The organism is Ruegeria sp. SATB027 (assembly GCF_059613825.1).
Genome location: NZ_JBXWTH010000093.1, coordinates 161,715 through 184,629, shown reverse-complemented (window position 1 = coordinate 184,629; position 22,915 = coordinate 161,715). Strand labels below are relative to the sequence as shown.

Sequence of the window (22,915 nt, the reverse complement as noted above, 5' to 3'; positions counted from 1 at the left end):
TGTCACAGAGCCCGTAGGATAAGTCCGTCCGGGGAAAGGGGAACTGCGCTCAAAATCCGATTTGTGCAACAGAGCCGATTTTAGCCCGAAACATGTACCGCACAATGTGATCCGCCGGACCGAACCCCCGCCAGATATGGGGATAGTGGCAACCGAGTCAGCGGTTTCATTATCCGACAAAAAAACTCAGATTGACAATGTTGACTTTTTAACTCAGTTATTTCAACGAAAGCCGCCGCGGGAACAAACCCGCCTGATTTGACAGTTCAGACAAGAAAGTAACGACCCCTATGACCAAGTTGTTTGCAACAGCCAGCGCTTTGACATTTGCGACAGCCACTTTTGCTTTTGCCGGTGATGTGCCGACAAAAGCGGATATTCTGGAAACCTATGCCGATATTGCCGAAGCCAAGTATGACGACAGCCTGACTGCGGCAAAGGTTTTGCGGGACGCAATCGGTGTGCTGATTGCCGAACCCTCGGACGCGACCCTGAATGCGGCACGGGCAGCATGGGTTGCAGCGCGTGTGCCTTATCAACAGACCGAAGTTTATCGTTTTGGCAACGCAATCGTTGATGACTGGGAAGGCAAAGTAAACGGTTGGCCACTGGATGAAGGTCTGATTGATTATGTCGACGCGGCCTATGGTGGCGCGACGGATGAGAACGAGTTTGCGGTTCTGAATGTCATCGCCAACCCTAGCTTCGAACTGTCGGGCGAAACCATTGACGCCAGCGAGATTACTCCGGAACTACTGAGCGAATCCCTGCACGAAGCTGATGGTATCGAAGCCAATGTCGCGACCGGCTACCACGCTATCGAGTTCCTGCTGTGGGGTCAGGACATGAACGGCCACGGGGCCGGTGCAGGCAACCGTCCAGCCACTGATTATGCGAACGGCGATACCTGCACTGGTGGCAATTGCGACCGTCGTGCCCAGTATCTGAGCGCCGCAACCGACCTGCTGGTCAGCGATCTGACCTGGATGGCCGATCAGTGGAAACAAGGCGGCGCGGCGCGCACGGCGCTGATGGAAAATGAAACGGCGGGCGTCAGTGCGATCCTGACCGGTATGGGTTCACTGTCTTACGGTGAACAAGCGGGTGAGCGGATGCGTCTGGGCCTGATGCTGAACGACCCGGAAGAAGAACATGATTGCTTTTCGGACAACACCCACAACAGCCATTACTACGATGGACTGGGCGTTCTGAACGTCTATCTGGGCAGCTATACCCGCATCGATGGCACACCTGTATCAGGCGCATCGCTGGCCGATCTGGTAATCGCAACTGATCCGGCACTGGACGCCGAGATGAAGGCGAAACTGGCCGTCACGATGCAAGCCCTTGGCAGGATCAAATCGACCGCGGAAGCAGGGTTTGCCTATGACCAAATGCTGGAACGCGGCAACGAAGGCGGTGAAACCCTAATCATGGCCGGCGTCAACGGCCTGATCGACCAGACCAAGACAATCGAGCGCATCGTGACCGCACTGGAACTGGACCAGATTGAATTTGAAGGATCAGACAGTCTGGATAACCCCGACGCGGTATTCCACTAAACAAGAACGCGCGCCGGGGGCTTGCCTGCCCCCGGTACACTCAGCACACTGACCCGCCAGCCCTTTGAACCACACAAACCCAATCCAACATTCATGATTGTCTGCCACTGCACCAATATCTCGGACCACGACATCCGCGCCGCCATCGACTGGATGCGGACAGCCGACCCCCAAACCATCATCACCCCCGGCAAGGTTTACCATGCTCTTGGAAAATCGGCGGATTGCGGCGGATGCATGCCTCTGTTTCTGGACACGATGCGGTCAAGCGATAATCTCGAAGTACCCATGCAACTCCGCGCCCTGCGCGCGGCAGTATCACAGGAGAGTGCAGATGAAGGGCGATCCAAAAGTCATCGAATATCTCAACAAATCTCTGCGGCATGAACTGACTGCAGTCAGCCAATACTGGCTGCACTACCGGTTGCAGGAAGACTGGGGGCTTGGCCACATGGCCAAGAAAAGCCGCGAGGAAAGCATCGAAGAGATGGGCCACGCGGACAAGCTGATCGAACGGATCATCTTTCTGGAAGGCCACCCCAACCTTCAGAAGCTGGACCCGCTTCGGATCGGTCAAACACCGAAGGAAACGCTGGAATGTGACCTTGCGGCCGAGATCGATGCACGGGCCTTGTACAAGGAAGCGCGCGAATATTGTCGGGATGCCGGCGACTATGTCTCGATGTCGCTGTTCGAGCAGTTGATGTCCGATGAAGAGGGCCATATCGACTTTCTCGAAACGCAGCTCGACCTCTATGAAAGGATCGGCGAAGCCAATTATGCGCAACTCAACGCATCAAAAATGGACGAAGGCGAATAGCCTTGTTGCCCTGTCGGTGGTCGCCTTTGCGGCCACCCCTTCCCTGTCAGCCGAGCTACAGGACCTGCATCTGAACGTCACCCCCCGCACTGACGAAGAACGCGCCCGAATTGCCGTTGTCACAGCACCGCCCCAGGATTTCAGCGCACCGCAGCAGTTTGAAGAACTGCCCGCCGGGGCCGCGACTGTTCGGGTTCGTACGGACGCGGATGCGTTCTCGCAACCGTCAGACAACCTGAGCTTTGAACAGGAACTGAATTTCAAAGTCGGAAACGGGCTGTTCAAGAAGGTCTGGATTTCGTCGCCCTCATCAACGCTCGCCTCTGACGGGTTGGGGCCGCTCTATAACGCGCGGTCGTGCCAGCGCTGCCACATCAAGGATGGGCGCGGACACACGCCAAACGGGCCCGATGACAACGCGGTTTCGATGTTTCTGCGGGTCTCGATCCCCGGCACGTCGGAAGATGGCTATGCAGCGATAGAAGATTACATCGCCACTCTGCCCGAGCCTACCTATGGTGGGCAGATGCAGGATTTCGCACTGGCAGGCCATCCAGCGGAATACCGGCTGGACATCTCGTACGAAGAAATCCCGGTGGAGCTTTCTGACGGTGAAACCGCCTCATTGCGCCGCCCGACTTATCAGGCAGCCGATCTGGGTTATGGCCCGCTGCACCCCAACGCGATGCTAAGCCCACGGGTCGCGCCGCAGATGATCGGGCTTGGCCTGTTGGAAGCGATCCCGGTCGAAGACCTGCTTGCCAACGCCGACCCGGACGATTTGGATGGGGACGGCATATCGGGCCGCCCGAATATCGTCTGGTCGGTCGAGTTTGACACGCCGATGATGGGCCGGTTCGGACACAAGGCGGGGATGCCGACAGTTATGGAACAATCGGCTGCTGCTTTTGCCGGGGATATCGGCATATCGAACCCACTCTACCCTGCTCCGCACGGGGATTGCACCAATGTGCAGGTGAACTGCATCAAAGCCCCGCACGGCGACAATGATGAGCGCGGCTTTGAGATCGATCATCAGGGTATGGACCTGGTCGCTTTCTACAGCCGCAATCTGGGCGTGCCGGGTCGCCGCGACATGGACAACCCCAGGGTCCTTCGCGGGAAAGAGGTGTTTCATGCAACCGGCTGCGCGTCATGCCACACACCGTCACATGTAACTCATCGGATGGAAAACCGGCCCGAGCACAGTTTTCAGCTGATATGGCCCTACACCGACCTGTTGCTTCATGACCTGGGCGAAGGTCTGGCCGACAATCGCCCCGAGGCCCGCGCAACGGGCCGGGAATGGCGCACGCCGCCTTTGTGGGGCGTTGGCCTGACCGAACGCGTCTCGGGCCACACAGAGTTTCTGCATGACGGGCGTGCGCGCGACTTGCTTGAAGCAATCCTGTGGCATGGCGGTGAAGCGCAGGCTGCCCGCGACACCGTTATCTCGATGCCCAAAGCCGACCGTGACGCCCTGATCCAATTTCTGGAGAGCCTCTGACCCATGCGAGTTCTTACCCTTGTTGCAGCGTTGATCATGCCACTTGCCGCGCAGGCACAGGATCGCGCGCCGATCCTGATGGATGTAACAGAAACCCATATCCTGCCCCGGTTCGACACGCTCCCGGAAACGACAGGCGCGCTAGTCAGCGCATCACTGGTTGAGTGCGATCCGACCTCACCGGAGCTGCGCGCGGCCTACGATGCGGCTTTCGATAGCTGGATATCCGCCAGCCACCTGCGGTTTGGTCCGACCGAGGTCGATGACCGCGCTTTCGCCATGGCGTTCTGGCCGGACACGAAAGGGTTCACCACCAAAGCCCTGTCCCAGCATATCGCAACCGAGGATGACGCCGTGCAAAGCCCGGAGACCTATGCCGAAACGTCCATAGCAGGGCGCGGGTTCTTCGCGCTCGAACGGATGTTGTTCGATCCCAATTACGCGGAACAGGGTGGTGCCGAATATCGCTGCGCGCTGATCAGGGCGATCACGGCGGATATCGATGCCAATGCCCGGGCGATGGCGCAGGACTGGCACAGCTATGCCCCTAGCCTTACCCAACCCCAAGAGAACAGACGCTACCGGACGCAGGACGAAGCAATGCAGGAGCTGTTCAAGGCCTTGGCTACCAGTCTTGAGTTCACGGCTGACACTCGGCTGGGTCGCCCCATGGGGACATTTGACCGCCCCCGTCCGAACCGGGCCGAAGCGTGGCGGTCCGGGCGGTCTTTACGCCATGTAGAACTGTCGCTGATATCCTTGCGAGATTTAGCTGCACGGCTGTCTTTTGATCACGCCGAAATCGCGTCGGAACTGGACGCTGCGTTTGCGCGTGCCATCCAGAACGCTCAATCCATTGACGATCCCTCGCTTGCCGGGGTTTCATATCCCCAGGCCCGGTTCCGGATCGAGGCGCTTCAACAGTCGATCCACGATATCCGCACCTTCGCCGTGACCGAGCTGGGTCCGACATTGGGGATCAGCGCAGGATTCAACTCGCTGGACGGAGACTAACCCGTGACGTCACGCCGCCATTTTCTTGCCGGTCTTGCCGCAGCCGCGATTTCCCCGATCCGCGGGTGGGCCTCGGCCGGTTCGCCTGATTTTCTGGCCGCAGGGCTGTTTCCCGACGGGTCCTTTCGACTTGCCGGGTTGAGCACATTGGGGAAAATCGTGTTCTCCGTGCGTCTACCCGGACGCGGACATGCGGCCGCTGCCCATCCACACAAGGCCTTGGCGGTCGCGTTTGCCAGACGTCCGGGCACCTTTGCCATCGTCATCGATTGCGCAACCGGCGCGCAGATTGCGCAGCTAAAGGCCCCTAAAAGCCGACACTTCTATGGCCACGGCACATTCTCGGCGGATGGCGCGTACTTTCTTGCCACCGAAAACGACTACGAAGCCGGGACTGGTATCGTCAGTGTCTGGGACGCTAAAAGCTTTGCGCGCCTAGGTGAGTTTTCATCTGGTGGAATAGGCCCGCATGACATGCGCCTGATGCCCGACGGGGAAACGCTGGTGATTGCCAATGGCGGGATCGAAACCCACCCCGAAACCGGGCGCACAAAGCTGAACCTGCCGACGATGGCACCCAACCTGAGCTATCTCACCCTGTCGGGCAGGATCCAAGAGCAGGTGTCGTTACCTCACCAGCTTCACAAAAACTCGATCCGCCATCTGGCGGTGCGGAGCGACGGTCTGGTTGGCTTTGCCATGCAATGGCAGGGCAGCAAGTCCGAACACCCGCCCCTGTTGGGCTTGCATTGTCAGGGTGAAGCCCCGCGCCTGCTTACCGCGCCGGATCACGAACAAAGCATGTTGCAGGGATACGCTGGCAGCGTCGCGTTTTCAGCCAACGCCGATATGATCGCAATAACCTGTCCGCGCGGCAATGCGCTGCACCAGTTCGACACAACCAGCGGCACATTCAACGGCGCCTTCGCGCTTGAGGATGTCTGCGGGCTTGGGGCCGGGGCGACCGGGTTGGTCTTTACTACGGGAACAGGTGCCTTCGGGACATTGATGGGCGCGCGCCCAACTGTTCGAACCCGCGCCGAATGCCAATGGGACAATCATCTGATCCCGATCCACCCGTCCGCGTAACATTCGGAATCCCCAATCAGATAGTTTACACTTGGAAGAATCAAACTGCTGCCGTATTGGCGGGCGCGAAACTGGCACCCTACGTTAAGGACCGACTTGATTGAAACAGACGCCCGACGCACCGCATTCCATCTACGGAGTTGAGAAATGGGGCAAAGGCCTCATCGAGGTGACCGAACAGGGCGAGATCGGTCTGCGCAATCCCATGGCCCCCGAGGCAGCGGCGATCAGCCTGCCCGGTATCCTCAGCGATCTGGACGACCGTGGCATCAAAGCACCGATGGTCCTGCGCGTCGCGTCTTATCTGGAACACGAAATTGCCCATCTGAACGAGAGCTTTCGTGATGCGATTGCGCGCGTGGGCTACACAGGCAGCTATCGCGGCGTATTCCCGATCAAGGTGAACCAGCAGGCGCAGGTTGTTGACCGGATCGTCGAGTTTGGAAAGAAATACAACTATGGGCTCGAGGCCGGCTCCAAACCCGAACTGGTGATTGCGCTGGCGCATCGCCTGGCCCCCGAAGCGCTGATCGTGTGTAACGGTGTCAAAGATGCCGAATTCATCCAACTGGCTATTCTAAGCCGCAAGATCGGGTTCAACACGGTCATCGTTCTGGAAAGCCCGAAAGAGGCCGACACGGTAATCGAAGTTTACAACGAACTGGGCATCGAGCCCCTGATCGGTGTTCGGGTGAAGCTGACCAACCAGATCAGCGGCAAATGGGAAGAAAGCTCGGGCGACCGCTCGGCCTTTGGGATGAACACCGATCAGCTTATCGCCACCGTAGACAAGCTGAAAGACGCAGGGTTGCTGCACTGCCTCAAGCTGCAGCATTCACATCTGGGCAGCCAGGTTCAGGATGTCAACGATGTGCGCCGTGCTGTGGGCGAAGCCTGTCGCTATTACACCGAGCTTACGCGCGAAGGCGTGCCTTTGACCCACCTGGATCTGGGTGGCGGCATGGGGGTCGATTACACCGGCGAAAAGAAAGCCGCCGAAAACTCGATCAACTACACGGTCGAAGAATACTGTGCCAATGTCGTCGAAACCGTGGCCTACGCCATGGACGAGGCAGAGGTGGACCACCCGACACTGGTCACGGAAAGTGGGCGTGCCGTGGTGGCGACGTCCTCGATGCTGGTCTTCAACGTGCTCGAAAGCACGCTTTACGATGCGCCCAATGGCCCCGAGGTTGATCCAGATGACCACCACTTGGTCTCGGACCTCGCCGCGGTGCACGGATACCTCTCTCGCGACCGCCTGCAGGAATGCTGGAACGACGCCACCTTCTATCGTAACGAGCTGCGCGCCCTGTTTCGTCGCGGCTATGTCGACCTGCGTCAGATGGCCCGGGCCGAACGGATATACCTGTCGCTGATGGCGCGGCTCAAGGCGTTGGCCGCGTCAGAGGATCTGGAAACGGACCTGAATGACCAGCTTGAAAAGGTTGCGGATATCTATCACTGCAACTTCTCGCTGTTCCAGTCGCTGCCAGATGTCTGGGCCATCGACCAACTGCACCCGATCGTGCCGCTGCAATATCTGAATCAGGTCCCCGACCGTCGCGCCGTGCTGTCCGACATCACCTGCGACAGCGACGGCAAGATTGACCGGTTTATTCTGGCCGACGGTGTGTCCCCCAGCCTGCCGGTGCATTCCCTGCCTGAAGAGGACGAATACTTCATGGGTGTCTTCTTCGTCGGTGCCTATCAGGAGACATTGGGCGATCTGCACAATCTCTTTGGTGACACCAACGTGGTCACCATCGACCTGCGCCCGGATGGCGGCTTTGACTTGCTGCACGAACAAGAGGGCGACACGATCAGCCAGGTTCTGTCATATGTCGAGTTCGACCCGCAGGATTGCGTCGCCGCCTTCCGCAAAATGGTGGATGAGGCGATTTCGACCGGCACCTTGAAAGCCAAGGACCGCAAAACCCTGATGAGCGCTTACCGCGACTCGATCAACGGTTACACCTATTACGAATAACCCCTGAGAGGAGATCACCCCCATGGGCACTTTGAGTGGCAAAACACTGGTTGTCGGCGCGGGCGGCGTATCCCACGCTGCCGTGCACAAGATGGCAATGAATTCGGATATCTTCACCGAAATCACACTGGCCAGCCGCACGAAATCGAAATGCGACGCGATCGCCAAGTCGGTGAAAGACCGTGTGGGCGTTGATATCGCGACCGCCGAACTGGACGCCTACAAGGTCGAAGACACCGTAAAGCTAATCAAGGAAACCGGTGCTGAAATCCTCGTGAACCTCGCCCTGCCCTATCAGGATCTGGTGCTGATGGACGCATGCCTTGAGGCGGGCATTCATTATGTGGATACGGCAAACTATGAGCCCGAGGATGAGGCCAAGTTCGAATACCACTGGCAATGGGCCTATCAGGAACGGTTCAAAGCGGCCGGTTTGACCGCCATCCTTGGTTCGGGCTTCGATCCCGGTGTTACATCGGTCTTTGCCAAGTGGTTAAAAAAGCACAAGCTGGACACCATCCGCCAGATCGACGTGTTGGACGCCAATGGCGGTTCGAACGATCAGGAATTTGCCACCAACTTCAACCCCGAAATCAACCTGCGCGAAGTGCTGGCCGAAGTGCGCCACTGGGAAAACGGCCAATGGAAACACTCTCCCGCCATGACCCACAAGGTCGAGTTCGATTTCCCCGCCATCGGCCCTAAGAACATGTACCTGATGTATCACGAGGAACTGGAATCGCTCTCGACCCACTTCCCCGAGATCGAGCGCGCCCGCTTCTGGATGACCTTCGGCGACGCCTATATCATGCATGCCAAGGTCTTGGAAAATGTCGGCATGACCCGCATCGACCCAGTGATGCATGACGGCAAGGAAATCATCCCGATCCAGTTCCTGAAAACCCTTTTGCCCGATCCCGGTGATCTGGGCGCGGAAACCAAGGGCAAGGCCTGCATCGGCGACATCGCCACAGGTCAGGCCAAGGATGGCTCGGGCGAGAAGACTTATTACATCTACAACATCTGCGATCACGAAGAATGTTATGCCGAGGTCGGCAGCCAGGCAGTCAGCTACACCACCGGTGTCCCCGCCATGATCGGCGCGGCGCAGGTGCTGAAAGGCAACTGGTCCGAGCCTGGCGTGTGGAACATGGAACAGCTCGACCCGGACGACTTCATGGACATGCTGAACGAACATGGCTTGCCATGGCAGGTCCATGAACTCGACGGCCCGGTTAACTTCTGATCCGCTTTAGCTTCATCTGGCCCTAAATATCCCGGGGGTCCGGGGGCAGCGCCCCCGGCCTCTCCACCAAACGGAGACGCCGGTTATGTCCGACATGATGACCACACAGGCCGGTGACGCCGGCGCCTTCCGCAATTTCGACCTCTCCCGTGTACCCAGCCCCTGCTTTGTGGTCGACGAAAAGGCGGTTGAACGGAATCTGAAAACCCTCGCTGATGTCGGAACCCGCTCCGGCGCGCATGTTCTCAGCGCACTCAAGGCGTTTTCGATGTTTTCGCTGGCCCCGTTGGTGCGCCGGCACCTTGCGGGAACCTGCGCCTCGGGTATCTATGAAGCCCGGCTGGGACGCGAGGAATATGGCGGTGAGGTCGCAACCTTCTGCGCCGGGTACAAAGACGCGGATATCGACGAAATCCTGTCGCTGTCCGATCACGTCATCTTCAACTCCGCTGCCCAAAAGGACCGGTTTCTCGCCAAAGCCCAAACCGCCAAAGTGCAGGTTGGCCTGCGCATCAATCCGGAACATTCCGAAGGCGAGGTTCCGAAATACGATCCCTGCGCCCCGTGCTCGCGCCTTGGCACACCAGTCAGCCAACTGACCGCCGACACGTTGCGCGGCGTTGACGGCTTGCACATGCATACGCTTTGCGAACAGGGGTTCGAACCGCTGCAACGCACGTGGACCGCCATCGAACCGAAGATCAAACCCTACCTTGATCAGCTCAAATGGCTGAACTTCGGCGGTGGCCACCACGTCACCCGCGATGATTATGACCGCGACGGGCTGGTGGCCTTCCTCAAGGACATTCGCGAAACCTATGGCATTGATGTTTACCTTGAACCCGGTGAGGCTGTGGCGCTGGACGCAGGTATTCTGATCGGTGAAATCCTCGACCTGCCGACCAACGGCATGAACCTCGCGATCACTGATATCTCGGCCACATGTCACATGCCCGACGTGATCGAGGCCCCCTATCGCCCTGCCCTTATGGATGAGGCCGAAACAGGCCATACCTATCGCCTTGGCGGCCCGTCCTGTCTGGCGGGTGACGTGATTGGCGACTACACTTGGGACAAGCCGCTGGAGATCGGACAGCGTTTTGCCTTCCTCGATCAGGCACATTACTCGATGGTCAAGACAAACACCTTCAATGGCGTCCCCCTGCCCACAATCGCCCTGTGGAACAGCGAAACGGACGAGCTGAAGATCATCCGGCAGTTCGGATATGACGACTTCAAGGACAGACTCTCATGAGCATTTTTCTCGACAGCGAATTGACCACATCCGAACGCACCGAAGATGCCCGCTTTCGCGTGATCCCGGTGCCTTTGGAGCGCACGGTCTCTTACGGGTCCGGCACGGCCAAAGGCCCCGAGGCAATTATCGAGGCCAGTAATGAACTGGAACGCATCACCGGTCACGCAGAGCCCTGTGTCGAAGGGATTTTCACCGAAGAACCGCTAAATTGTGACGGCCCATTGCCCGAGGTAATGGAACGCCTTGCGCACCGCACCGAGGCTGCAATTCGGGCTGGAAAGGTACCGGTCACTTTGGGCGGCGAGCATTCCCTCAGCTATGGCGCAGTGATAGGTGTGGCCCGTGCGCTAAACCAACCCATCGGCATCGTCCAGATCGACGCCCATGCCGACCTGCGCAACGCTTATCAGGGCGAAAAACACTCTCACGCCTCAGTGATGCACCTGCTTGCCGAAGAAGGCGTTCGGCTCGCCCAGTTCGGTGTTCGCGCTTTTTCAACTGAAGAGGCCCAAAGCCGACTGAAAAACCACGTCTTTCATGTGGATGCCGAGGAACTGGTGACAGGTAACATCCATTCGGTCGACCTGCCTGCAGACTTCCCCGAGCTGGTCTATGTCAGTTTCGACGTCGACGGGCTGGATCCATCGCTGATGCCCGCCACCGGAACACCGGTGCCTGGCGGGTTGGGCTATTATCAGGCACTGCGGCTGGTCGAGCACGCGCTCAAGGAGCGCAGATGCGTGGGCTTCGATGTGGTTGAGCTGGCCCCGGACGGCAATGCCGCCTGGGACTTCACCACAGCTCAGATTGTCTATCGCCTGATGGCTGCCTGTTAATCTTCGGCAGTTTCGTTCAGTTCCATATGGCCTTCGCCCTTGCTCAGGATGCGGCGCAGCATGGGTTCAAAAAACTCCAGCGGTTTCGTCGGATAGTCTGGGTCAAACGCCTTCTGATCGTATTCATGGCAGAAATAGCGGCAGTCCTCCCAATGGGGGCTGTCGCGATACTTGTCGCGCGCGTTGCGGTCTCCTCCAAGGTGGTGGTTGTAGTAGAAACCCTGAAACACGCAATGGTGCTTGAGTATCCAATAGGTTTTCTCGCTGACATAGGGCTTCATCATCGCCGCTGACAGCTCTCCATGGTTGTAGGGTGACAGAATATCGCCGGTATCGTGGATCAGGGCAGCGACCACCAACTCCTCGTCCGCGCCATCCTCGTAAGCCCGGGTCGCGGCCTGAAGGCTGTGCTGATACCGGTTGACCGGATAGGGTGTCCATTCCTCGTCCAGTGACCGAATGGCGTCCAGAATGCGATCCGGCAAGGCGGCATTATACGCCTCTTCATAATCCATAACGGCGTCCCAGTCGGCCTTGGTGGCATTCTCAAAACTGGTCCAGGTCGGTTTGTGGCTTTTGTCCAACATGGCTGATCCTTTGGCGTGTTTCCCGAAGCCGACAATATTACGAGTCGCAACTTCAAAAAAATGAATTGATTTTATCACAGCGATCAAAAAATACTCTCGGTATGCGAACCAAAGCTTTGGAAACCTTTCTATGTGTGGCGGAGACAGGTGGTTTTCATGCCGCTGCCCGTAAGCTGAATGTAACTCAAACGGCCGTCAGCGCGCGCATTCATCTGATCGAAGAAGAAACCGGCAGACCACTGTTTACCCGCGGAGCCGGTGGCACGGCGCTGACCGAGTTTGGCAGACAATTCAAACCATATGCAGAACAAATTCTGTCCCTTTGGGCCTTCGCGTCGCGGGATTTACCGTTGCAGACACAGAACCGTCCAGCGCTTCGATTGGGTAGTCAACTTAGCATCTGGGACCCTTTGCTTGTGGATCTGGCTGTTCGGTTTGAACAGCGCTTTGACAAACTGCTGCTGACACTGAATTACGACCACGATCTGAACATGGTTGAAGCTGTGGCGACCCATGTGCTGGACGTGGCGATCACGCATGAAACGCCATCAGACCGACGCGTCACCTATCACGAGCTGGAACCGGAGCTTCTAACCCTGGTCAGAACCCCGCAAGCAGCAACAGCAGAAAACGATTTGGTCTTCGTCAACCTTGAACTTGGAGAGATTTACCAAGACCACGTCAGATCGGCCGTGCGACGCGCCTCGGGGCAGATCTTGTTTCTGGGAAATTGCATGATGGCGCTACGTTATGTCCTGCATAGAGGCGGATGCGGCTACTTCCCCGATTACGTCATTTCGCAACATCTGGCTTCGGGTGCACTCGAACCGGTCGAGGACAGTGTGAGCCTGCGGCTGCCGATGTATCTGGTCGCCCGTAGTGATCGCGAAGAATTCGACGACATTCGTCGTTGTCTGGAAGAACTTCGAACCTGAAATCAAGCGGGTGTTGGGATGACCTCGGACCCGCGCGCACGTTTCCGTAAAAGCGGGCGACCTGCGACAAGCAGAAAACAGCACGAGATCAACACACCCATAACGGCAGGAAGGTAAAGCAGCACCCAAAGCTTCGGGTCATCGATCACAACCGGGGACACAAACCCGCGTACGCCCTCAAGCAGCACAAGAATGGTAAAGGCACCCAAAATCTGAGGCCACAATCCAAACCGTGAAAAGCTGCCTAACATCAGGGTTGAATAACCCGCCAGCGATACGGCGATGCAAATGGCTATCCAGGAAAATCGCTGATGCAGTTCTTCGATCAATTTACCCTGGCTGAACCCCTCGGTTTCAGAAATCGCATCCCGGTTGAGGATCAGATCAGAGGTTGGAATGGCTTCGAGGCTGCGGTTTGCCAACGGGCTTGCGTTCGTCAGTTGCGAAATGTCATATGATGCGTCCTGAAACAGAGTCGAGGACAGAACCCTGCCCGCCTTGTTCAGACGCAGCGCCACCCCATCGACCATCACCAGATGAATTCCCGCGTCGTTATTGACCAGATAGGCTGTCACGCTGGAATAGCTGACCGCGTTTTCCGGGTCGCGGCGATCCGATACGAACACCTCGTGCAACGTACCGTCCAGATCGATGCCACCGATGTAAACCGTAACATCTTCGGCAAGGTGCAGAAATTCACCTTCATTCAACAACTGCGCTGTCACATCTCCTGCAACTTCGGCTTGCCGGAATTCCAGTTGTTGGACCGAGGCCGGGCGCAGGAAAACGCTGATGGCGGCCATCATCAGACCGGTGATCACACCGAACAAAACTACGGCACGCGCCAGTCGCCACGGGCTTGACCCGGTTGCCAGCATCACTGTCATCTCGCTTTCGCGGCTCAATCTATTGGTCGCATAGACAGCAGCCGCAAATACCGCCATCGGCATAACTGTACGAACCAGCGTCGGCAGGGTAAGCGCGGTGAATTCAAGAAACACCATAGCGGACTGGCCACCGCTGATGACCTTGTCAAACAGGCTGACGGAACGGGTGATCCAGAACACACCCACCAGGACAAGGGTGAAGAAGCCGAATAAAACCAGCAATTGCCGCAGGAAATATCCATCAAAACGCGACATGTATCCTCATCCGGCTGATTGCGTCGTGGCCGGACAATAAGTCAATCGCCCACCCAAGGAAACCTCGATTACTGCCTCAGAACAGGCATCGGCGGTTACCTAGTTATTCGGACATGGGAAGGGCGCGCTCAACCACAAGCGCGCCCCAGCCACAGGAGGGAAAAACAAAACAGCGTCATGTACCGAACGTGAGCGCCAACTCGTAACAATTGTAAGTAAAGCGGAATTCAAGTGATTGATCTGTGACTTAGTTCACCTTTGGACCGTTCACATGAACACTCTTGTAGACATCTGCCCCAGCAAAAAGTTAATGACACGTTAACGCCTTGTTTCCAGTCCATTCACTGTTCTACCCACATAATGAAATCTGTTGGTTTTGGTGAGTGTCCGGGGCAGGACGATTGCGAGTAACAGTACCAGTTGGCACAAGGGGTCCGATGGCAATGCATAAACCTTCGACATCAGAAGCCGCTGCACTGAATGCGCAATTACTGAAAAAGACCGACTCGGATTACGATGTCGCTATGTGGGCCGCGTGTGCATTGATGGCGCTCCACTCAAACAAGCCGGCGGTGTTTCAAGAATATCAGCATATGTGGGCTGAAAAGCTGGATGCCGTAGGTCCGCACGAAAACACAGGTGCCAACAAAAGATAATAACAGGGCACGATGGCCTCGCACCATTGTAGCAGTGTTGCCGAAGCCAATTCTGCGACCAGTAATGACCCAAGCGCGAATTGGCTGAAGACAGGCAAAGCGAACTCCAAGGCTGAAACCCATTCACCCTTTGATATCACAACTTAGTATTCGGACGATTTCAATGGCAGGGGCAGCAGGGTTCGAACCCGCGACCTACGGTTTTGGAGACCGTCGCTCTACCAACTGAGCTATACCCCTGTAGTGAGCCCCAGATATGCCAGCCGCGCGGCGGACTCAAGAGGCTTTTTCAGATTCCGAGCCACGAAATGCCCGGACAAACAAGTTGCGCAAACCGCGTGGTGCGCTAAGACAAGGACCGGTTAGCAGAAGGAACCCGGTGTGAACCTCCGTAAGAAGATTGCAAACAGCGAAGCTGTGCTAAACTGGGTGGCGCGTCGGATTGCAAACTACATTCGGCTGGTACACCGCAACACACGCTGGCAGCGCATCGGCTATGAAAAGCTGGACCAGTTGGCCGAACAGGGTGAGCCGGTCATCGTTGTTCTCTGGCATCAACGGCTGGCGCAGTCGCCCTATTTCTTCCCACTCGACAAGGGGCGCATCTGTTCGATTACATCGTCTGCGCGGGCTGGCAGCATGGTGGGTCGCGTGCAAAAGCTGTTCGGAATGGACACGATTGCCATGTCCAGTCATCAGCGCCACGTGGCGTTATCACGCGAAGTGCTTGGAAAGATGAAACAGGGAATATCCATTGGCATAGCGGCGGACGGACCCCGTGGGCCAGAGCGGGTATTGTCAACGGTTCCGCTGGTTTGGGCGCGCACATCAGGCAAACGCGTGTTTGGAATTACCTTTTCAGCGAAACATGGGCGCGAAGCGGGAACATGGGATCATCTATTGATGCCTCGCCCATGGGGTAACGAGGGGGTGTTTCTGTGCCGGGAATGGACAGAAACAGTTCCGCGCAAAGCAAGTGAAGACGAAATCGAAACCCTGCGCCAGAGCCTTGAGCAGCATATGAACGATATCACGGCCGAGGCAGACCGAATGGTCGGGCGCGAGCCTTGGTCGCCTGACGCTTAACCGCCCCTCAGCCTTTGCATCAGATAGACTTCACTGCCTTCGGGAATCGGTTCGGTCAGTCCGGTCGCGATCACGCGCCCGTCGACAGCGATAGACACGCCAGCGTCGATGGGCGCCTGAAGCTGCGGATGCGCACGCACGAGCGCGCGCAGCAACTCGCCAGTGGTTTTAGCCTCGACCTCAACCACCTGCTGGCCCCCGGTCAGTGACCGGAGGCCGGACCAGAGGTGAACCTCAACCATTGTCCTTGAGAGCGGCCAGAATGCGTGGCGGCGACATCGGCAACCGCTTCATCCGCACGCCAGCCGCGTTAGACACAGCGTTGGCAATGGCGGCCAGTGGCGGCACGATACCCGTTTCGCCCACACCGCGAACGCCAAACGGGTGGCCCGGATTCGGAACCTCGACGATCACGGTGTCGATCATCGGCAGGTCACTGGCAACCGGGATGCGGTAGTCGAGAAAGATCGAATTCTGCAAGCGACCGTCTTCGCCGTAGATATATTCCTCGTTCAGGGCCCAGCCGATACCTTGCGCGGCACCGCCCTGATACTGGCCTTCGACATAGGTCGGATGGATCGCCTTGCCTGCGTCCTGAATGACCGTGTAGCGGGTCACACTGGTCTTACCGGTTTCCGGGTCAACCTCGGCATCGACGATATGGGTGCCAAAAGACACGCCGGCACCTTCGGGGGTTGCCTCGAAATGGCCCGAGATCGGCCCACCGGTGCGGCCCATATCAGCGGTGATATCGGCCAGCGGCATCGGATCGAAATCACCTGCATTCGGGCCTGAGGGCACCGCACAGCCGTTTTCCCATTTCACCGCATCAACCGGGATGCCCCATTTGGCCGCGGCCCGTTCGCACAGTTTCTCGACCGCGTGTCTCGCTGCTTTGATCGTCGCCAGCCCTGACGCGTAGGTCACGCGAGAGCCATGGCTTACGTCATTGTAGCCCAACGTGGCCGTATCGGCGATGGTCACCCGGATGTTTTCATACGGGATGCCCAGAACCTCGGCTGCCATCAGGGCCATCGACGCGCGCGAGCCACCGATATCAGGTGTCCCGACCATCACCTGAGCCGAGCCATCTTCGGACAAGGCAAGCGAAACGCTGGTCTCGCCACCATGGTTAAACCAGAAGCCACAGGAAATACCGCGCCCCTGCCCCGGCTTCAGCGGAGCCGAATAATGAGGATGTGCCTTGGCTGCTTCCAGCGTTTCGACAAGACCGATGCGCTCGTAGGTCGGTCCATAGCTGGCTTTCGTGCCCTCATGCGCGGCGTTCTTCAGACGTACCTCAACGGGGTCGAGTCCCAGCTTGTTGCACAACTCATCGATCACCGACTCGACCGCAAAGGCACCCATTGGTGCACCCGGCGCGCGGTACGCTGCCTGCTTTGGGCGGTTGGCCATAACGTCATAGCCGATCTGCTTGACGTTAGTCAGGTTGTACGGCGCAAAGGCACACATGGCTGTCATGTCGCCCGGCGCGCCGGGAAAGGCCCCGCCCTGCAAGCGGAAAACACCCTGGGCCGCCGAGATCGTGCCGTCTTTCTTCATGCCGATCTTGACATCCATCGAGGCAGACGAAGTCGGACCAGTGGCCCGGAACACTTCGGACCGGGTCATCACAAGCTTGACCGGGCGATTGGCCTTACGGCTGAGCGCTAGTGCGACGGGTTCGATGAAAACGGTTGTCTTACCGCCAAACCCTCCGCCAATCTCAGACGCAGTGACGCGCAACTGCGAGGTTTCAATTCCCAGAAGCGCGGCACAGGTTTTCTGCGCAATCCAATGCCCTTGTGTCGTGCACCACAACTCACCTTTGCCGTCATTACCCAATATGGCCAGACAGGCGTGTGGTTCGATATAACCCTGATGCGTCGCTTCGGTGACGAAACTGTCTTCAATGACCAGATCCGCTTCGGCAAATCCGGCCTCGACATCGCCGTGACCACTTTCATGATAGCGCACAACGTTCGGGTGCATTCCTTCCGGCACAGAATAATCCGCTGCCCCTTCGCGGATCACAGGCGCATCCGGTGCCATCGCCTTGTCCACATCGGTGACGTGGGGCAGAACTTCGTATTCGACCTCGATCAGCTTGAGCGCGTCACGCGCCGCCAATGCCGAAGTCGCAGCGACCGCTGCAACCGCGTGCCCGTCATATAGCGCTTTCTCACCGGCCATAACGTTTTCCAGAACGTTGTAGAATTCACCTTCCAGACCGGGCTTGAACGGCACGTCAGCAAAGTCGGCGCGCGTCACAACAGCTTTGACATCCTTGTGCGCCTCGGCTTTCGACGTGTCGATTTTCACGATCCGCGCATGAGCATGAGGTGAGCGCAGGATCGCGCCATGCAGCATTCCCGGGGCGTAGGCATCCGCTCCGAATTTGGCGCGGCCGGTCACCTTGTCCAGACCGTCGGGACGGTTGGGGCGGGTGCCGACAAAAGTGAAGTCTGATTTACGATCGTCCAGAGCCATTACGACGCCTCCCGCATCTCAGCCGCCGTATCCATCACGGCGCGAATGATCTTGTCATACCCAGTACAGCGGCAGAGGTTGCCTGCCAGCCAATACCGCGTCTCTTCCTCGGTCGGGTTCGGGTTTTTCTCCAGCAAAGACTTGGCCGCCACCAGAATGCCCGGCGTGCAGATGCCGCATTGCAGGGCAGCGTATTCGATCATCTTCTTTTGCAGCGGATGCAGAATATCACCGTCGGCAATGCCTTCGACCGTTTCGATCTGCTTACCTTCGGCCTCGACACCCAGCATCAGACATGAACAGACCAGACGGCCATCAACGGTGACCGAGCACGCGCCGCAATCGCCGGTGCCACAGCCCTCTTTCGCGCCTGTCAGGTTCAGCTTGTCGCGCAGACAATCCAGCAGGGTTTCACGCGGATCACACAGGTATTCGACCGCATCGCCATTCACGGTGGTGGTTACGTGGAGCTTTTTCATGCGTTTTCTCCCTTCGCGCGGGCATAGGCAATTTTCGCGGCGCGCTTTGCCAGAACACCTGCGACCTCGGTACGGAACGCGATCGTGCCGCGCTTGTCGTCAATCGGGTTACAGGCGGCAGAGGCGGCGGCGGCCAACGCATCCAGGGCCGCATCATCCAGCGCGCTGCCGATAATGGCCTTGGCACAGTCTTCGACCAGCAGAACGGTCGGGGCCACGGCGCCCAGTGATACACGGGCCTCGGTGATGGTGTCGCCGTCAAGACGCAGGTTCACACCAACGCCAACCACAGCGATGTCCATTTCGGTGCGGGGGATGAACCGCAGATAGGCATCGCCGCCGTTTTCGCCACGTGCCGGGATATTGACCGCCGAGATCAGCTCGCCTTTGGCCAGCGAGGTTTTACCGGGGCCGGTCGGAATATCCTCGACCGCGACTTCGCGAGTGCCGTCCGGGCCGGTCACGGTAACAGTCACACCAGCTGCGACCATGGCGGGCACGGAATCAGCCGCAGGTGAGCCGTTACACAGGTTACCGGTCGGTGTTGCGCGCCCCTGCACCTGGGTTGATCCGATCAGGTCCATCGCCTCGACCACACCGGGCCAGTCACGACCCAACTCGGGGTGCTCGCTCATTTCGGCACCGGTTGCGGCAATTCCCAATGTCCAGCTTCCATCAGCATTACGGGTAATGTCGTGTACACCGTTGATTTTCTTGATGTCGATCAGCGTATCAGGCGTCACCAACTCCGAGCGCAGCTGCACCAAAACGTCGGTGCCGCCCGCCAGAAAGCGCGTGATGCCCGTCGCATTTGCGGCCAGAGCCGAAGCCTCGGCAAAGCTGGCGGGGCTGTGATAATCCATAATGCTACCTCGCACCTGTTGGTCAGGGATATCTGGGTTCGGGGCGACGTTAATTCACCACCCACCTGACGTCCATGGGCCGAGCGACCAAATTTAACCGTCCAAAGGTCGCTTTCTGACCATGCTTACAGATCGAGCTCGATCACACCATCCGGCTCCGCAGCGCGGCTTTGGCACAGAATCATCGCCCCTTGGCGCTGCTTTTTGGACAGTACGAAATCCCGATGCTCGACCTCGCCCGAAAGGACACCGCATTTGCACACACCACAGATACCATCGGCGCATTTCACATCCACGCGAAAACCCGCCTCGTTCAGAACCTGAGCGGCATCCTTGTCTGCGGGCACAGGCAACGTTTCACCTGAACGCGCGAGTTTCAGGGTAAATGGATGATTTTCGTAGTCCGGGGTTTCCGGGACCGAGAAATACTCAAGATGTCGGGCCTCTTCGGGGAAACCCTGATGTTCCGCGGCCTGCATGACCCCTTCCATGTACCGATCAGGCCCGCATGTATAGACGTGCCATCCCTGCTGATACCCCGACAGGATCGCATCCAGATCAGCGCGCGTGCCTTCATCCGAGAAATGGTAGTGGACGCGGTTCGCCCAGGGCATCCCCGCCAGATCATCCAGATACCCCGCCCCACCCCGCGTGCTGGCCGAGTAGTGCAACTCGAAATCCATGCCCAATGAATGCAGGCGATGAGCAAATGCGATCATCGGGGTTATACCGATACCACCCCCCATCAAAAAGGTTTTGGACGCCCCTTCGTTCAGTTCGAAATGGTTGATCGGTTTCGAGATGAAAACCTTGCGCCCTTCGTTGAAAATTCGGTGCAGCAAGGCCGAGCCACCCCGCCCTTCATCCTCGCGCAGAACACCGATCTGATAAGACCCGCGTTCCGACGGGTCGCCAGACATGGAGTATTGGCGCAGGAACTCTGGCGCGACAAGCACATCCAGATGCGCACCTGCGGACCATTCAGGAAGCGGCGCACCGTCAAGGGAGGAAAACTCATACTTGGTTACATCCGAGGTCATCTTGTCGACCTTGGTCACAGCGACCCGCATCACCGGCGCGTCACCTGCGACCTGATAACGATGAATGATCGACATATCCCCCGCAGCTTTACGCGCCTTGTACTCTTCGGCTGTCACCAAGGCCTCATAGGCGGCAATTCCTGCCTCGCGATCCATTGCAAACGGATAGGGCCAGGGGTGCGGGGCCAGATAGGCCGGGTAGACCGCCAATGTCTGATCCTCGTATCTAAGGTCCAGATCCTTTTGCAGATCGCGCCGGTTCAAAGGGTGTGTTGTTGGCCGATACGCCCCGTCGGGCTGCAACTCGATATCCCACCACCATTTCTTGGTGTCGTTCAAACCGCCATTGCCAACCGCGTCATCCAGCTTGGCCAATGCAGGCGCCGCCGAGGGGATGTTCATCGCGGCCCAGCGGAACGGGCGCTCCTTGAAGATACCCTCAAGGTTCCAGGGGCAGGTCTTCATGCACCGCCCGCACATCGCGCCTCCCGGAGTGGTCACGCGGTAGGTCGCGCATTTCTGGCTGTCGGATTTCCAGATTTCATAGCCGTTGAACATCAGCTTTGGCCCAGCCGTGATCGCGCCCGATGGGCATTCGCGCGCGCATTTGTTGCAAGATTCGCAAAAGCTTTGCAGACCGAAATCAATGGGCATGTCATGCGCGATCGGCATATCCGTGGTCACCACGCCTGATTTCAGTCGCGGCCCAAGATAGGGGTTCAGGATCACTTCGCCGATCCGGCTGACTTCGCCCAGACCGGACAGCAACAAAAGCGGAGGTTGCAGAACTTCGCCATCCATCACCGTATGCGCCTTGGCTTTGAAGCCCAGATTGCGGATTTGCTGTGCAATCACGCCACCCAGCAGCGAAAATCGCAGATAGGCGCGCATCGATTGGGCGACGCTGATCCAGTCGTCGCCGCTGGCACCCTCCATCGTTTCATAACCCTGATCGATGATCATGCTGACGGCCTGATCATGGGGCGGCACGATTTCTTCGCCCGTTGCGTCATGGGAATACCAGGCCCATTCCGGGCAGCGGCTGAGACCCACCGCATCGACCCCCAGAAAATAGGTCGCAGCCTTGATGTTTGCTGCGTTGCGTTGTGCGTCAGACGGCTTGGGCGCGTCAGCGCTTTCACCGTCCTGCAACAGTACAAACGCACCCAAAGCACGGCGTTGGGCAAAACTCGGTGCTGCCTTGCGGACGTAATACCCGCCTTTGGCCGCATCCTGTAGCGACTTGCCCATATCTCCGAACTGCGCCCGGGCAAACATATCTGCTCGCTTGGGCACACGAGCGACATTCTCTTCGTCAATAAAGGTCGTTGGTGTCTCGACCCGTTTGAGTTTCTCAAACGGATGCGCCCCGTCCACATAGCGCCGTTTGGCATATGGGTCACGGTTGAAGGCGTTCTTGGCAAAGCCCGTGCCCAACCACCATGCCGGCCCCTGCGTCCGGAACCAGGGCTGATCGGCCATAGGCTTCAGCGGTTTGTCATGGGCGATCGGCATGTCAGTCGTCACAGCGGCCAAACCAAAGCGCTGGCCCAGCCAGGGCACGACAACCTCTCCATCCTCGACCGAAGCCAACCCGGCGGTGACCGCCAGCTTGCCCAAATCAACGTCGGTCGACATCATGCTGTGCGCCCGCGCGTCAAAGCCCAAAAGGCGGATGTAATTGGCGATGACCACCGCATTCTCGGTCGCCAGCAGACAGGCGCGATGGTCCTGCGCGTCGACTATCCAGTCCGCACCGGGTTCGGACGGGTCGGGATCGCGGTTGTGTTCATAAAGAAAGACAATGCTGTGCCGATGGCTGTCGATCGGCTTGGGCGCGGCCTCCATACTGTCTTTCAGATCAGCCATGATGACGTCGATCCCGGATGCCAGCGTTTTGGTCTGACGGGTGCGCAACGCGTGGGCAAGCCGGTCAATATCGGGATTGCGGCGGGCCTCAAGCAACAGGGCGTCAGATGGCAGTGGACCGCACCCCATCATCGACGCATCGTTGAAGTAGCCGAACGCTTTTATGTGGTTGGCCCGTTCCTGCGGGTTAGATGGAATCTCGGACGCAACCGGGTTCACCATTCCGTCGCGGATAGCGTCCATCATCGCCTGAAACTCACCCATCGCATTGACGATGCTGTCAGTGTGTTCCGGTCGTTGGAAACTCAGCTCGGCCAAAGCGGGCACAAGCGACAGATCCGGCATGTCATCTTGCCGGGCCAAACGCTCCAGCGGGTAGCCGCCCATATGAACGGGCCGGTTTCTGTCCGAGAATAAACGGATCCCCATCGAATATCTCCTGTTGA

The 22,915-nt window shown here is 58.1% G+C and carries 20 protein-coding genes and 1 tRNA gene; 13 read left to right on the top strand and 8 right to left on the bottom strand.

What is annotated here, in order from left to right; genetic code table 11:
- Window positions 1-290: 290 nt before the first annotated feature.
- From AC2FPW_RS21940 to speB, 10 genes are all read left to right on the top strand, one after another.
- The gene (locus tag AC2FPW_RS21940) at window positions 291-1,562 is read left to right on the top strand and encodes an imelysin family protein (RefSeq protein ID WP_496815388.1); all 1,272 of its coding nucleotides are present in this window, start codon (window positions 291-293) and stop codon (window positions 1,560-1,562) included.
- A 93-nt stretch (window positions 1,563-1,655) separates the two neighbouring features.
- A complete protein-coding gene (locus AC2FPW_RS21935) occupies window positions 1,656-1,949 on the top strand; it encodes a (2Fe-2S)-binding protein (RefSeq protein WP_480831407.1) in 294 nt (97 codons plus the stop codon).
- A complete protein-coding gene (gene bfr / locus AC2FPW_RS21930) occupies window positions 1,897-2,382 on the top strand; it encodes a bacterioferritin (protein ID WP_267365109.1) in 486 nt (161 codons plus the stop codon). The genes AC2FPW_RS21935 and bfr overlap by 53 nt, the downstream gene beginning before the upstream one ends.
- Entirely contained in the window at window positions 2,342-3,889 is a 1,548-nt protein-coding gene (locus AC2FPW_RS21925) for a di-heme oxidoreductase family protein (protein WP_496815386.1), read from the top strand. The genes bfr and AC2FPW_RS21925 overlap by 41 nt, the downstream gene beginning before the upstream one ends.
- A 3-nt stretch (window positions 3,890-3,892) precedes the next feature.
- The gene (locus tag AC2FPW_RS21920; RefSeq protein WP_496815385.1) at window positions 3,893-4,903 is read left to right on the top strand and encodes an imelysin family protein; all 1,011 of its coding nucleotides are present in this window, start codon (window positions 3,893-3,895) and stop codon (window positions 4,901-4,903) included.
- A 3-nt stretch (window positions 4,904-4,906) separates the two neighbouring features.
- Window positions 4,907-5,992, top strand: a complete 1,086-nt coding sequence (locus tag AC2FPW_RS21915) for a DUF1513 domain-containing protein (protein ID WP_496815384.1) — start codon at window positions 4,907-4,909, stop codon at window positions 5,990-5,992.
- 100 nt (window positions 5,993-6,092) lie between these two features.
- Complete coding sequence (gene speA / locus AC2FPW_RS21910) at window positions 6,093-7,982, top strand: biosynthetic arginine decarboxylase (RefSeq protein WP_496815382.1); 1,890 nt, start codon at window positions 6,093-6,095, stop codon at window positions 7,980-7,982.
- A 22-nt stretch (window positions 7,983-8,004) separates the two neighbouring features.
- Window positions 8,005-9,228, top strand: coding sequence for a saccharopine dehydrogenase family protein (locus AC2FPW_RS21905; RefSeq protein ID WP_496815380.1), 1,224 nt, complete (start codon window positions 8,005-8,007; stop codon window positions 9,226-9,228).
- A gap of 85 nt (window positions 9,229-9,313) precedes the next feature.
- Complete coding sequence (nspC, locus tag AC2FPW_RS21900) at window positions 9,314-10,483, top strand: carboxynorspermidine decarboxylase (RefSeq protein ID WP_496815379.1); 1,170 nt, start codon at window positions 9,314-9,316, stop codon at window positions 10,481-10,483.
- Window positions 10,480-11,322 (top strand): agmatinase, encoded by an 843-nt coding sequence (gene speB, locus AC2FPW_RS21895; protein ID WP_496815378.1) that lies wholly within the window; start codon window positions 10,480-10,482, stop codon window positions 11,320-11,322. The genes nspC and speB overlap by 4 nt, the downstream gene beginning before the upstream one ends.
- Here the strand turns inward: speB and AC2FPW_RS21890 are convergent.
- On the bottom strand, window positions 11,319-11,909 hold the full coding sequence (locus AC2FPW_RS21890) for an HD domain-containing protein (RefSeq protein ID WP_480919208.1): 591 nt from the start codon (window positions 11,907-11,909) through the stop codon (window positions 11,319-11,321). The two genes, speB and AC2FPW_RS21890, sit on opposite strands and share 4 nt — an antisense overlap.
- A gap of 101 nt (window positions 11,910-12,010) precedes the next feature.
- Here AC2FPW_RS21890 and AC2FPW_RS21885 point away from each other — a divergent pair, with 101 nt between their 5' ends.
- Window positions 12,011-12,844 carry a LysR family transcriptional regulator gene (locus AC2FPW_RS21885; protein WP_496815376.1) on the top strand — a complete coding sequence of 278 codons (834 nt, stop codon included), beginning with the start codon at window positions 12,011-12,013 and terminating at the stop codon, window positions 12,842-12,844.
- 2 nt (window positions 12,845-12,846) lie between these two features.
- Here AC2FPW_RS21885 and lptF read toward each other — a convergent pair whose 3' ends face one another.
- Entirely contained in the window at window positions 12,847-13,986 is a 1,140-nt protein-coding gene (lptF, locus tag AC2FPW_RS21880) for an LPS export ABC transporter permease LptF (RefSeq protein WP_496815374.1), read from the bottom strand.
- Between the two features lie 443 nt (window positions 13,987-14,429).
- On the opposite strand from lptF, the gene AC2FPW_RS21875 reads away from it, so the two are divergent.
- The gene (locus tag AC2FPW_RS21875) at window positions 14,430-14,642 is read left to right on the top strand and encodes a hypothetical protein (RefSeq protein WP_480482122.1); all 213 of its coding nucleotides are present in this window, start codon (window positions 14,430-14,432) and stop codon (window positions 14,640-14,642) included.
- Window positions 14,643-14,806: 164 nt separating this feature from the next.
- Here the strand turns inward: AC2FPW_RS21875 and AC2FPW_RS21870 are convergent.
- Window positions 14,807-14,882, bottom strand: a tRNA-Trp gene (locus AC2FPW_RS21870).
- 141 nt (window positions 14,883-15,023) lie between these two features.
- On the opposite strand from AC2FPW_RS21870, the gene AC2FPW_RS21865 reads away from it, so the two are divergent.
- Window positions 15,024-15,728 (top strand): lysophospholipid acyltransferase family protein, encoded by a 705-nt coding sequence (locus tag AC2FPW_RS21865; protein ID WP_480919205.1) that lies wholly within the window; start codon window positions 15,024-15,026, stop codon window positions 15,726-15,728.
- Here the strand turns inward: AC2FPW_RS21865 and AC2FPW_RS21860 are convergent.
- From AC2FPW_RS21860 to AC2FPW_RS21840, 5 genes are all read right to left on the bottom strand, one after another.
- Window positions 15,725-15,970 carry a MoaD/ThiS family protein gene (locus tag AC2FPW_RS21860; protein ID WP_170346142.1) on the bottom strand — a complete coding sequence of 82 codons (246 nt, stop codon included), beginning with the start codon at window positions 15,968-15,970 and terminating at the stop codon, window positions 15,725-15,727. The two genes, AC2FPW_RS21865 and AC2FPW_RS21860, sit on opposite strands and share 4 nt — an antisense overlap.
- Window positions 15,963-18,218 (bottom strand): xanthine dehydrogenase family protein molybdopterin-binding subunit, encoded by a 2,256-nt coding sequence (locus tag AC2FPW_RS21855; protein WP_496815372.1) that lies wholly within the window; start codon window positions 18,216-18,218, stop codon window positions 15,963-15,965. The genes AC2FPW_RS21860 and AC2FPW_RS21855 overlap by 8 nt, the downstream gene beginning before the upstream one ends.
- On the bottom strand, window positions 18,218-18,697 hold the full coding sequence (locus AC2FPW_RS21850) for a (2Fe-2S)-binding protein (protein WP_209597982.1): 480 nt from the start codon (window positions 18,695-18,697) through the stop codon (window positions 18,218-18,220). Before AC2FPW_RS21850 ends, AC2FPW_RS21855 begins: the two co-directional genes overlap by 1 nt.
- Complete coding sequence (locus AC2FPW_RS21845) at window positions 18,694-19,560, bottom strand: FAD binding domain-containing protein (RefSeq protein WP_480482127.1); 867 nt, start codon at window positions 19,558-19,560, stop codon at window positions 18,694-18,696. The genes AC2FPW_RS21850 and AC2FPW_RS21845 overlap by 4 nt, the downstream gene beginning before the upstream one ends.
- Before the next feature lie 125 nt (window positions 19,561-19,685).
- The gene (locus tag AC2FPW_RS21840) at window positions 19,686-22,898 is read right to left on the bottom strand and encodes a 2Fe-2S iron-sulfur cluster-binding protein (protein WP_496815371.1); all 3,213 of its coding nucleotides are present in this window, start codon (window positions 22,896-22,898) and stop codon (window positions 19,686-19,688) included.
- Window positions 22,899-22,915: the final 17 nt, after the last annotated feature.